Here is an 11,801-nt window from a genome sequence, read left to right on the forward strand (position 1 = left end):
AACTTCAATCATGTCAATTTTAGATAGATAATGGTGATAAATTGGCATAATAGAAAACCAAAAAACCACAAAGAACTAAAAATCAGTAAGTTATATTTTATTTTAATGACTTCGCTGGATTTGAACTTTTACTCCAACCCTATATTTATTACCTCACCGGCTTTTTTAATAAAATCACGAAAATTTACTCTGTTCCTTTTTTAGTACAAGTTTTTTCAACTTACGCAGAACATTACAGACAGCGTAAGTTTTTATTATATAATTGAATGAAACACTAGCGAGATGTGAAACTCAAATTGCCGCACCAAACTTGTCATTAGGTATATGAAGTGTTATGGACTGAATTTTATTTTCTTGCATTAATATTCTCTGACTAAATTTTCAAAGTCAAGAAAAAGCAATTTATCGCCCATCATCATTTTTAAAGTTTTAGCTTTCCTACCAGATTTAATATAGGGTGACTCAAAACGGGGATAGTTTGTGTTGATAATTTCCCAACATCATATTTACGAAATATTGGATTCCAGTCATCATCAACAATACTATATCCAAATAATTGGAGCCGTGGAACAGTCTATTTACAATATTTAATTTTTTAATCTATATACTATTAATAGATCTCTATATTCGAAATAAGTGGACAAGTTTTTGAATCTAGGATATTAATTCTAATTTTTTTAGTCAACTTAGGGGAATTCAATCTCACAATCCTTTTATAGCCAATTGTAGCACCATTACCAACTTCTACCCATTTATCTTCTTCCCATGCTTCCACATTAAATTGTTTTACTCGTTGTCCCAATCGGATGTACTCTTGAATCAGTAGATAGGAAATCTTTTTATCTTCTGGGAATTCTATTTCTATTATTCCTTTTTGTACTCCATCATCGGTAGCCCAATACGTATCTTTATTTTCATCTACCATCTTCTGGGCACTGTATGTATCTTTTCCACCTCGATAAGAACTAACCGAAATTTTTCCTTGACCTACTAAATTCGAAGCAAAACGTTCGTTAATGAGTTCCTTCCATTTCAGTAAAGACGCCACATCATTTTCATGGATTAATCCCCTACGATCAGGAGGAATATTCAGTATGAGATTTGATCCTCTGCCAACCGAAGTTAAATAAATATCAAATAGTTCTTCAGGGCTTTTAACCTGAGTATCCTCATTGGCATGGTAAAACCATCCCGGACGTATAGAAACATCTACTTCTGCAGGAATAAAAGAGGTTCCATAAGGTCTACCTTTATTAAGATAAGCCTTCTTTTCTTTTCCTGTAATGAGCTTCTTTTCAATTGAATCTTTATTAATCATACTCCAATTTGGATCTCCAGCATAGCCTTCTTCATTTCCACACCATCTTACATCTGGTCCAAAGTCACTAAATAAAATAATCTCAGGTTCTAATTCCTCAACTAAATCAATTGTTTCGGGCCAATTGTAATACCCTGTATTAATTTCTCTTTTTTCTTTGGCTCCTCCGTAGTAACCATCACCCCCGTTCGCTCCGTCAAACCACATCTCAAATACGGGTTCATATAGAGTAAACACTTCCTTTAACTGGTTTCTGTAATATTCTACATAGCTAGGGCTTCCATAGTCTGCGCGGTTTCTATCCCATGGGGATAGGTAAACTCCAAATTTTAATCCATACTTTTTGCAAGCATCACTCACAGCTCTTACAACATCCCCTTTGCCGTTCATCCAACGGCTATTTTTAACAGAATGCTCGGTGTATTTACTTGGCCACAGCGCAAAACCATCATGGTGCTTACAAGTAAACACGATACCTTTTAAGCCAGCATCTTTGATGACTTTCGCCCATTGGTTCGGGTCAAATTCTGGTCCAGGGTTAAAAACATTAGGGTCTTCATCCCCATAACCCCATTCTAAATCAGTAAACGTGTTAGTTGTAAAATGTATAAATGCATACATCTCCAACTCGTGCCAAGCCAATTGTTTTTCTGAAGGTAATGGATAGATTGGTTCTGGAGGTGCAACAGATTTAGAACAGGAAAAAAATCCATAGATTAACAATATTAAAGTTGTTGCTTTACAAAACTCTTTCTTTTTGAGAATATTCAATAAAACTGATTTTGTCATTTTTTTATTTTTTATTAAGAGAAAATCACAAATACTGCCTTTATTATATGCTGAATCCGTAAATTAATTATAAAATAACTACCTCCTATTTATGTTTTCATTATTTTTTTGATTAGAATAAATTCAATCCCTAACATCTATAAACTAACAAGTCAAATAATTTTTAAATCGTTACTTTTTCATTTCTTGTTTAACCGCTTTTGAAAACTGAGCGTTTGTCACTTCGGTAATATCCATAAAAAATCCGTCTACTTTTACTGGGTGTTGAGGCTTTTCATGCCTCATCGCCATGTTGTCTTGTGGCACCGCACCTTGTAAAAAAACACCCCTTGGTATCCAAGCCAAGCTTCCTGGAGGGTTTTGAATGAGACTATCTAATACTTTTTTTGAAATAGTTTTATCTGGGAATGAATCATTTCAAGTTTATCAGACGGTTGTCTTTTACAACCCCTAGTTATAAAAAAGCAAACAGCTAGTATCAGTAATTTATTCTTAGGTATCATTTCAACTATTAAAATCAATTTATTATTTTCAAATAATAAAAACCGTTAAACTTATAGCTCCTTGGGCTCCAATTACCAAACATTGTTCTATATCTGCTGTTTTTGATGGACCTGAAATAAATAATCCAAAAGTTCTGTCTCTTTTTGAAATGGACTCATAAGCACTGTGCATGTGCAAATGAATATCTTCTTTGTTTACTACTAAAACCAAATCATTCGTTATAAAAGGTAAAACACGAATGGTGAAATTATTTTCGGCAATCCAAACCGCACCGTTTTCGGCAACAGCCAATTCTCCTTTTACAATCGCTAAATCAATAGTTTCTAATTCATGAGGCTCTGTGTTTTTAGAAATAGATATGCTTCCTAAGCTAGATTCCTTTATGCATGATACCATTTTTACAGCATGGGGATATAGATTTTTTATTTCTGCATCGATGTCTTTGATACTATCCAATAGAATGGCTCTGCCGCCTACAAATTGAACATTTTCAATAAAGGTTTTTACTAAATCTATATCTTCAGAAAAAACATTTAAATTAATTTCTGGCAAGGGCAATAATTCAGGTTTGTTCTTTTTAACAGCGTTTAAAATGGAGGTTCTACTCATGTCTTTGTCTTTTTTTATACCATTGATCAAAATTACCATCTTTAATTTCAGGCAAATCTCTTGCTTTTCCCCATGTATTTAATTTAGAATACACTACCCATCGAGGCGCATATTTTAACATAAAACGTGCTGACTTTCCAGCAAAATCATACAGTTTAGTATTTGCCAATACACGCCCAGCCATTTTTAAAATGGTTTTCTTTACAACAGGTTGAGGAACGTTTTTAGTGATTATTTGCCGCCATTTATAAAGTTGTTCGTGAATGTTTATTTTTACGGGGCAAACATCAGAACAAGATCCACATAAGGTCGATGCAAATGGGAGATCGCTATGTTTCGTTAAATCTTTTCCTGGCGATAAAATAGAACCAATAGGCCCTGGAATGGTGGCTTTATAACTGTGACCTCCACTGCGTCTATAAATCGGACAGGTATTCATGCACGCACCACAACGGATACAATGTAGGGATGCCCTAAAATCTTCTCGACTTAGCTGCTCAGTTCTACCATTATCAACAATAATGATATGCATTTCTGTTCCTGAAGCTGGCTTATTAAAATGTGAAGAATAAGTGGTTATAGGTTGTCCTGTGGCACTCCTTGCCAACAATCTAAGAAAGATTCCTAAATGTTTTTCTTCTGGAATCAGTTTTTCCATTCCCATACAAGCAATATGAACTTTTGCTAGATGCGCTCCCATATCGGCATTGCCTTCATTGGTACAAACAACGATACCTCCAGTATTTGCAATTGCAAAATTAACACCTGTTATGGCTGCATCGGCTTTTAAGAATTTATCACGTAAATGTTTTCTAGCCTCATTGGTTAAATATTGAGGATCGCCATGGCTGGGTTTTGTACCTAGATGCTTCTGAAACAAGACATCGACTTCTTCTTTTGTTTTATGAATGGCGGGTAAGACGATATGACTTGGCGGTTCTTTTGCTAGTTGAACGATGCGTTCCCCTAAATCGGTATCAACCACTTCTATGCCATGGGCTTCCAAATACGGGTTTAAATGGCATTCTTCTGTAAGCATCGATTTACTTTTAACCACTTTTTTTACGTTGGTTTGTTGAAGAATACTATGCACAATTTTATTATGTTCATCAGCATCAACAGCCCAATGCACGGTTATTCCATTCTTTTGTGCGTTTTCTTCAAACTGAATCAGATAATTATCAAGATTAGACATGACATTCGCTTTAATGGCCGATGCTAAATTCCTGAGCGTTTCCCAGCCTTTTACGTTGTGCGCCGATTTGTCTCGTTTTTGTCTAACAAACCATAAGGCTTTATCATGCCAGTCTACTTTTTCTTCGTCTTTATTAAATATTGCTGCTTCGTCTGCGTGTGCCATAATTACATGCTACTGTTTAAAATTTCTGCAATGTGCATCACTCTTAAAGGTTGCTTATTCCTATTAATCAAACCTTCTAGGTGCATCAAACACGAATGATCTGCTCCTGTAATCACTTCAACATCACTATCTATATGATCTCTAATTCTGTCGTTTCCCATTTTTACTGAAATGGCTTCTTCAAATACGGAGAATGTACCCCCAAAACCACAGCATTCATCTACTCTTTTCAAGGTCTTCAATTCCAAACCTTTTACATTTTTAAGTAAATCTTCTTCAGTAGAATAATGTGCGTCCATCCGTTCAGAACATGACCCTAAACGCAATCCTCGTAAACCATGGCAACTTTTATGAATGCCTACTTTATAAGGGAAAGATGCTCCTAAATCGGTTTTTCCTAATACATCGTGTATAAATTGGCATAATTCATAGGTGTTTTTTCTAACCCGTTTCACATCTTCCGTTTGCTCTAAAATATCGAAATGTTTTTTTACGTGGTACACACAACTCCCTGATGGCCCCACAATATAATCGTATGCTTTAAAATTTTCAACAAATAAGCTACAAATACCTTTGGAATCATTTTCGTAACCGGAATTCCCCAATGGTTGTCCGCAACAGGTTTGTCCCATAGGATAATCGACATTTAGTCCTAATTTTTCAAGTAACTCTAATGTTGCAATCCCCACCTGAGGATATAATTGATTAATATAACATGGAATAAATAACCCGACTTTCATTTTTAGTTAACCTATATTAAACTTTATACAATTCGTTATGACTTAAAAACACAATTCATCAATACCCATTTCTCTCCTTTTTTAGCATTGGGCTGTGTTGACCATAATATATGGTAACAATTCCACGACCCATTCTCTTATTAAAGCGTTTCTACCTGCATTTGAAGCAGCATAGCCAGAAGTCCTTCCTTGTCCTATCATTGAAGTCTCAGATCCCATATTAACAATGGCTCCATTGCTCTTCTTCAGTTCTGGCAAGGCATAATGGCCCATTAAGTAATAATGCACTAGATTCGTTTTTATGGATTCCATAAAGCTATCATAATTCCCAGATACCAAACCTACACTGTCGTTTACTCCTGCATTGTTTACTAATCCGTCTATTTTTACAAATTCTTTTATAACTCGTTCTACGGCATTTTTGCATTGTTCATGATTGGTAAGTTTAACAAAAGCATAGGATGCCCTTTGATTTTTAACATGTATAGCCTTAATAGCATGAAATATATTTTGATGGTTTCTTCCTACTATTACCGGTATAGCACCTTCTTCTTTCAAAAGATTACACATGCCATTACCAATACCCTTGGAGCCTCCTGTTACTATGATTATCTTATCCTTGAGTCCTAAATCCATCTAATTTAATTACCTATAAATAATATTATAAAATGGCATCTAATTTCCTAGCATTCCTTAAGAATTTAGAAATTTGAGTAAAAGTTTCCTCTCTATGCACCATAAGCTTTAACATGTTGCCTAGAGATTCCTAACCCCTCTATTCCCAATTCCATGACATCTCCCTGCTTTAAATATACCGGTGGATTTAAGCCTAATCCGACACCAAAAGGTGTTCCTGTGGAAATGATGTCCCCGGGTAATAAGGTCATGAATTGACTTATATAGCTCACCACTTGCTGCACGTTAAAAATAAAATCGGACGTGCTGCTGTTCTGCATCATCTCTCCATTCACCTTTAACCAAAGGTTTAAATTGTTAGGATTTTGTATTTCATCTTTTGTGACCATAAAAGGTCCCATAGGTGCAAATGTATCACAGCCCTTGCCCTTACACCATTGTCCGGAGCGTTCTATTTGAAAGGCGCGCTCACTTATATCATTATGCAAGACATAACCTGCAATGTGGTCAAAAGCATCAGCCTCTTCCACATAGGATGCCTTCTTACCTATAACAATTGCTAATTCTACTTCCCAATCTGTTTTGCTGCTCCCTTTAGGAATAATGACATCATCGTTGGGTCCAATTAAAGCCGTTGTGGATTTAAAGAACAAAACAGGTTCCTTTGGGACTTCCATACCTGCCTCTGCAGCATGCTGTGCATAATTCAATCCTACGCATACTATTTTAGATGGGCGTACAAAAGGTGTCCCCAGTCTAACATTTGGATTAACTATTTTACAAGTTTCTCCATGTTTATCCAGCCAATTCTGTAATCTGGTAACTCCATCTGATCCAAAAAAAGATTCATTGTAATCTTCACCAAAATCGCTCACATCGATTCTTACGCCATTACCTATTTCCAATCCCGGTTTTTCCTTTCCCGCTTCTCCAAATCGTATTAGTTTCATCTATCTTTATTTATATTAAAATTTGTTAGTTTCCGTTCAATGTTACAAAACCTCCATCAAGAGCATAATTAGATCCTGTTATAAAAGAGGCTTCATCGGAACATAAATACAATGCTAAATTGGCAACTTCCTCAGGACTACCCATGCGTCCAACGGGTTGTGTCTTCGACAATTTTTCGAACATTTCGGCTTTGTTATCTGGATAATTCTTTTCTATAAAGCCATCAACAAAAGCCGTATGTATCCTTGCTGGAGAAATACAGTTACAGCGTATGCCATATTTAATATAATCTTTAGCAATTGAATAGGTCATCGCAAGCACTGCTCCTTTTGTCATGGAATAGGCAAATCGGTCAAAAATACCAACAGAAGATGCTACTGATGCCATGTTTATTATAACACCTCCATTTTGTTTCATGGTGTCTATAACAGCTTGCGCACAGTTATAAACCCCTTTGATGTTGACTTGGTAAAGTTTGTCCAAATCTTCTTCCTTAGTATTTTCTAAATTGCCAACATGAGCAATACCTGCATTGTTGACCAAAATATCTATTTTTACTTTTTTGGCTATTGAATTGATGACTTCATTGACTTTTTCCTTATTGGCTACGTTGCAAATATGTGCTTCTGCTACTCCACCTTTTTCCTGAATTTCTTGTATGGTGCCATGGGCATATTCTAGGTTCATATCTAAAATATGTACATGAGCCCCATATTCTGCCAAAACAACACATATGGCATGTCCAATACCGCTTGCTCCTCCCGTAACCACAGCTGATTTACCTGTAAGATCAAATTTCATATCTTATTCTTAAACGTTTTTTGATTTTATAATCTCTTCCCATATATTTCCTTTAGGATATTCATATGCTTTTAATGAAGCTTCCTTCATAGTGATACTATACCCTGGTAATGTTGGTGGCATATAAGCTCCATTTTTAATTATTACAGGATCATAAAAATGCTCATGTAAATGATCTACATATTCAATGATCCTGTCTTCCAAACTACCGCTAATGGCTATATAATCTATCATGGATAGATGTTGAACATATTCACAAAGACCAACCCCTCCAGCATGTGGACAGACTGGTACATTGAACTTGGCTGCCATCAATAATATAGCAAGTATTTCATTGACACCACCCACTCTGCAACTATCTATTTGGCATATTCCTATGGCATTTGTCTGTAACAGTTGTTTGAAAACTACTCTGTTCTGACAGTGTTCTCCCGTGGCTACTTTTATTGGAGCTATAGCTTTTGCAATCGTTGCATGCCCCAAAATATCGTCAGGACTTGTTGGTTCCTCGATCCACCAAGGGTTGAACATCTTAAGCCACTCCATATTAGTTATGGCCTCATTGACATCCCACTTTTGATTGGCATCCATCATTAATTTCAGCTCTGTTCCTATTTCTTCCCTGATGATGGCAGCTCTACGCATATCATCCTGTAGATCGGAGCCCACTTTTATTTTCATATGCTTAAAGCCCTCAGCTTTAGCTTCCTGGCACAATCTACGCATCTTTTCATCTGAATAGCCCAACCAGCCTGCCGAGGTTGTGTAAGCAGGATAACCATTTGCTTCCAAATAGGCTATACGGTCTTTCTTTGTAGATTCCTTTTCTTTAAGCATTGCCAAAGCTTCCCCTGGAGTTATGGCATCGGTTATATAGGTAAAGTCAACACAAGAAACCAATTGTTCGGGGCTCATATCGGCCAAAAGTCTCCACAATGATTTTCCTTCTACTTTAGCATAAAGATCCCATACGGCGTTCACAATAGCTCCAGTTGCCAAATGAATGACTCCCTTTTCTGGGCCTAACCAACGTAATTGACTATCTCCGGTTATCATGCGCCAAAATGCGGCCATATCATTTGTAAATTCTTGGAGGGACTTGCCAATGATTAAATGGCTCAATGACTGAATAGCGGCTACACACAGTTCATTGCCCCTCCCAATGGTGAATGTTAATCCATGTCCCTCCATACCCTCCGCATGATTTGTCTTTAAAATAACATAGGCTGCAGAATAATCTGGGTCTGGATTCATAGCGTCAGAACCATCTAATGACCGACTGGTTGGAAAACGTACATCTTTTACTTGTATGTTTGTAATAATAATGTTTTGATTCATCTAATAACTATTAATAAAAATTAAAATTAACAGTTTTAGAAAAACTGCACTACCTTAAAACTAACATAAACTAATACTTATTTTGCCTTATCCTTTTTTAAATGTGCCTTTATAAAATCTGTGGGAGACATACCTTTAATATCTTTAAAATGTCTGTTGAAATTTGACAGGTTATTGTAGCCACAATCGTAACATATACTTGATATGTTATATTTTGACTCCAAAATCAATTTACAAGCATAACCAATTCTTATTTCATTCAAATATCTAGTAAATGTCTTTTTATGTATACGTTTGAAAAAACGACTGAAAGATGCATGGTTCATAAACAATATAGTCGCTATATCTTTAGAGCTGATATCGTTCTTAAAATTATCAAAAATATAATCGTACATTTTGTCTAAACTTTTATTACCAATGCTTACTTCAGGACTTCTAAATCCTTCACTCGATAATAATTTGATTTGTTTATGATTTGACAAAGCATAAAGAATTTCAATAAACTTAATCGTTCTTTCGAAAACGTCGTTAATATTTAAATTTATGATTTTATCTATTAGTTTTTTTTCAAGACCAATAAACTGGATTCCTTGTGAAGACTTTTTTAATAAATTTAAAATCGTCATCATCTCAGGAGCCTTTTCAAATATGGTTCCTAAAAACTCTTCCCTAAAATGAATTGCCACTGCTTTAGCGTTTAATTTTGAGTCCTCCAGAAAATAAACATCATCATTCAGCCATTTATGAGGCAAATTTTTCCCTATTAATACCACATCTCCCTCTTCAAATTTTTCAATATTATCACCAATAAACCTTGTACCTGTACTTTTTAATATGACCACAAGCTCCAATTCAGGGTGGTAATGCCAAAGTTTTAAAAAATATCTATAGTCATTTATATTAACAGAAAAAGACGTATTATCAAATTTAGTCTTGTTTAATAAATGAAGTTTCATATAACTTATGGATTAAAATGAAATATTAAATTCTATAAAATATTAAATTCTATATTTTAAAAGTAAGTATAGTAATCATATCCAATTCATAAATATAAAATAAAAAGAGTTGAAACCAACCAACTCTTTTCCAACTAAACTAAAAACTAAAATTTTAATTGCCATTGCGATTGCAAAATCGAAAGAAATACAATTATCAATCAAATTTAATGTGAATTTAAACTTATAGATACCAATCAACATACAATGAATGATACTTTTTTTGCTCTCAAACGATGTTTATATACTCAAAAGATTAGAATCTGGTTTTTTAAAGCCTTCGTTCCCTGAATTTATAGACTTTTAAAATAATTAAGGAAGACAAAAATATGATAATTCTACAATCAATTTTCCATTGTTCAAAAGGTTGATATTCGAATAAATAAGAAGAATAAAAATTAAATACAAAATTGATATATGGTATAAAATATAGATGCTTTTATTTACGATACCATTTAATTTACTTCTTAACATTTTCATATAAACACTCACTTTCTCTTCTATGACTTTAGCATAAACTTGAGTTATGAAAATTTTATTAGGTTCCAACATCTATAAGCTATATTAAGAGAGGTAATTTGCTAATTATAACATGCTCACTTTTATGTCCTATTAGATGGTACATCTTGCTCTCCCTATCTACTAAAGCACTAATATCAACATGAACGATAATCATATCGACAATATGAATGGTATGGTTTTCCAGAATTAAATAATCATAGCTTAGAGACAAAAAGCTTAACTAATCTTGATTATACTTCTCAGCGTATTATTGATTTTAACTAATACTTCAAAAGTTCCAAAAAAAAGAGGCTGCCTTTTCAGACAGCCTCTTGCATTAACTTGAAAACAGATTAACCCTATATAGGCATTAAAATTTTAAATTTATCATTATTTCATGACTTCCATTATCCATACTCCTCACAGAACTTTCGTGTGATGTTTCATAAGCATAGCCTATCTGCATCGTTCTAGATAAATTAAATATAACCAAACCACTAACACTTTCATTAATCCTATATGCTGCCCCTAAATCAATCTTACCATTGAATTCAAGTATCGCCGTCAAATCTATGGATAGCGGGGACTCTTCTACATAACGTAATAAGGCACTTGGTTTCAACACGATATCGTTACTTAATTTAACGTTGTAACCTCCTGCTAAATACATGTGTCTTTTACTGGCGTCTACAGTTGCAACACCGTTTTCTTCTTCAAGTCTGTCTGAGTTCAAGATTTTTGGTATTGAAAAAGATAAAAAATAATCTTTATGCTTCAAATATAAACCTGCTCCAAAATTCGGATTTAAACGTCCATCTAGATTCATCAACTTTGGGTCTTGTGAAACACCATAAGTAACCAAACCATTTGCATTGGCAATATAGGAATTAAAGCTGCCCTTAATTCCAAAATACAGGTCATAGACATCATTCAATTTTAAATGATATGAAAAATCAAGGGCTAACGAAGTCTGCTTTTCTATAAAGGTTTTGTCGCTAATTATTGACAATCCCAATCCAACATTTTTACCTATCGGAGTTCCAAAAAGAAAACTTTGCGTTTCTGGTGCGCCTTTAACGTTGGCCCATTGGCTACGGATATTAATACCAAGATTGGTAGTCCCTTCTGATCCTGCGTAAGCTGGATTTATCAAATTCATATTATACCTGTAAAGCGTATAATTCGGGTCTTGTTGTGCTTCTACTTTAGTAACCGTTACTAATACTAAGAGTAAAACAATTCTATATATTGACTTCATT

General features: G+C 34.6%; 11 protein-coding genes. All 11 read right to left on the reverse strand.

Features of this window, described 5'->3' with window-relative positions:
* Nucleotides 1–610 precede the first annotated feature (610 nt).
* The 11 genes from DKT72_RS08320 to DKT72_RS08375 all read right to left on the reverse strand — a co-directional run bounded on the left by DKT72_RS08320 (nt 611) and on the right by DKT72_RS08375 (nt 11,800).
* Nucleotides 611–2,107 (reverse strand): alpha-L-fucosidase, encoded by a 1,497-nt coding sequence (locus DKT72_RS08320; RefSeq protein WP_111308278.1) that lies wholly within the window; start codon nt 2,105–2,107, stop codon nt 611–613.
* 171 nt (nt 2,108–2,278) lie between these two features.
* Nucleotides 2,279–2,500 (reverse strand): SUMF1/EgtB/PvdO family nonheme iron enzyme, encoded by a 222-nt coding sequence (locus DKT72_RS08325; protein ID WP_111308279.1) that lies wholly within the window; start codon nt 2,498–2,500, stop codon nt 2,279–2,281.
* 138 nt (nt 2,501–2,638) lie between these two features.
* Nucleotides 2,639–3,220 (reverse strand): LutC/YkgG family protein, encoded by a 582-nt coding sequence (locus DKT72_RS08330; RefSeq protein ID WP_162623271.1) that lies wholly within the window; start codon nt 3,218–3,220, stop codon nt 2,639–2,641.
* Nucleotides 3,213–4,580 (reverse strand): lactate utilization protein B, encoded by a 1,368-nt coding sequence (locus DKT72_RS08335; protein ID WP_111308281.1) that lies wholly within the window; start codon nt 4,578–4,580, stop codon nt 3,213–3,215. The genes DKT72_RS08330 and DKT72_RS08335 overlap by 8 nt, the downstream gene beginning before the upstream one ends.
* A 2-nt stretch (nt 4,581–4,582) precedes the next feature.
* Nucleotides 4,583–5,320, reverse strand: a complete 738-nt coding sequence (locus DKT72_RS08340) for a (Fe-S)-binding protein (RefSeq protein ID WP_111308282.1) — start codon at nt 5,318–5,320, stop codon at nt 4,583–4,585.
* An 81-nt stretch (nt 5,321–5,401) separates the two neighbouring features.
* The gene (locus tag DKT72_RS08345) at nt 5,402–5,956 is read right to left on the reverse strand and encodes an SDR family NAD(P)-dependent oxidoreductase (RefSeq protein WP_111308283.1); all 555 of its coding nucleotides are present in this window, start codon (nt 5,954–5,956) and stop codon (nt 5,402–5,404) included.
* Nucleotides 5,957–6,048: 92 nt separating this feature from the next.
* Complete coding sequence (locus DKT72_RS08350; RefSeq protein ID WP_111308284.1) at nt 6,049–6,906, reverse strand: fumarylacetoacetate hydrolase family protein; 858 nt, start codon at nt 6,904–6,906, stop codon at nt 6,049–6,051.
* Between the two features lie 25 nt (nt 6,907–6,931).
* Nucleotides 6,932–7,708, reverse strand: a complete 777-nt coding sequence (locus DKT72_RS08355) for an SDR family NAD(P)-dependent oxidoreductase (RefSeq protein WP_111308285.1) — start codon at nt 7,706–7,708, stop codon at nt 6,932–6,934.
* A gap of 9 nt (nt 7,709–7,717) precedes the next feature.
* On the reverse strand, nt 7,718–9,046 hold the full coding sequence (locus DKT72_RS08360) for an L-fuconate dehydratase (protein ID WP_111308286.1): 1,329 nt from the start codon (nt 9,044–9,046) through the stop codon (nt 7,718–7,720).
* A 77-nt stretch (nt 9,047–9,123) separates the two neighbouring features.
* Nucleotides 9,124–10,002, reverse strand: a complete 879-nt coding sequence (locus DKT72_RS08365; protein WP_111308287.1) for an AraC family transcriptional regulator — start codon at nt 10,000–10,002, stop codon at nt 9,124–9,126.
* Between the two features lie 910 nt (nt 10,003–10,912).
* The gene (locus DKT72_RS08375) at nt 10,913–11,800 is read right to left on the reverse strand and encodes a PorP/SprF family type IX secretion system membrane protein (protein ID WP_111308289.1); all 888 of its coding nucleotides are present in this window, start codon (nt 11,798–11,800) and stop codon (nt 10,913–10,915) included.
* Nucleotide 11,801: the final 1 nt, after the last annotated feature.

The sequence above is a fragment of the Confluentibacter sediminis genome (genome assembly GCF_003258355.1).
GTDB classification, from domain to species: domain Bacteria; phylum Bacteroidota; class Bacteroidia; order Flavobacteriales; family Flavobacteriaceae; genus Confluentibacter; species Confluentibacter sediminis.

Excerpts from the sequence above, each read along its gene's own strand:
- DKT72_RS08330 (WP_162623271.1), bottom strand. The coding sequence starts at position 3,220 with ATGAGTAGAACCTCCATTTTAAACGCTGTTAAAAAGAACAAACCTGAA.
- DKT72_RS08360 (WP_111308286.1), bottom strand. The coding sequence starts at position 9,046 with ATGAATCAAAACATTATTATTACAAACATACAAGTAAAAGATGTACGT.
- DKT72_RS08355 (WP_111308285.1), bottom strand. The coding sequence starts at position 7,708 with ATGAAATTTGATCTTACAGGTAAATCAGCTGTGGTTACGGGAGGAGCA.
- DKT72_RS08340 (WP_111308282.1), bottom strand. The coding sequence starts at position 5,320 with ATGAAAGTCGGGTTATTTATTCCATGTTATATTAATCAATTATATCCT.
- DKT72_RS08350 (WP_111308284.1), bottom strand. The coding sequence starts at position 6,906 with ATGAAACTAATACGATTTGGAGAAGCGGGAAAGGAAAAACCGGGATTG.
- DKT72_RS08375 (WP_111308289.1), bottom strand. The coding sequence starts at position 11,800 with ATGAAGTCAATATATAGAATTGTTTTACTCTTAGTATTAGTAACGGTT.
- DKT72_RS08365 (WP_111308287.1), bottom strand. The coding sequence starts at position 10,002 with ATGAAACTTCATTTATTAAACAAGACTAAATTTGATAATACGTCTTTT.
- DKT72_RS08345 (WP_111308283.1), bottom strand. The coding sequence starts at position 5,956 with ATGGATTTAGGACTCAAGGATAAGATAATCATAGTAACAGGAGGCTCC.
- DKT72_RS08335 (WP_111308281.1), bottom strand. The coding sequence starts at position 4,580 with ATGGCACACGCAGACGAAGCAGCAATATTTAATAAAGACGAAGAAAAA.
- DKT72_RS08320 (WP_111308278.1), bottom strand. The coding sequence starts at position 2,107 with ATGACAAAATCAGTTTTATTGAATATTCTCAAAAAGAAAGAGTTTTGT.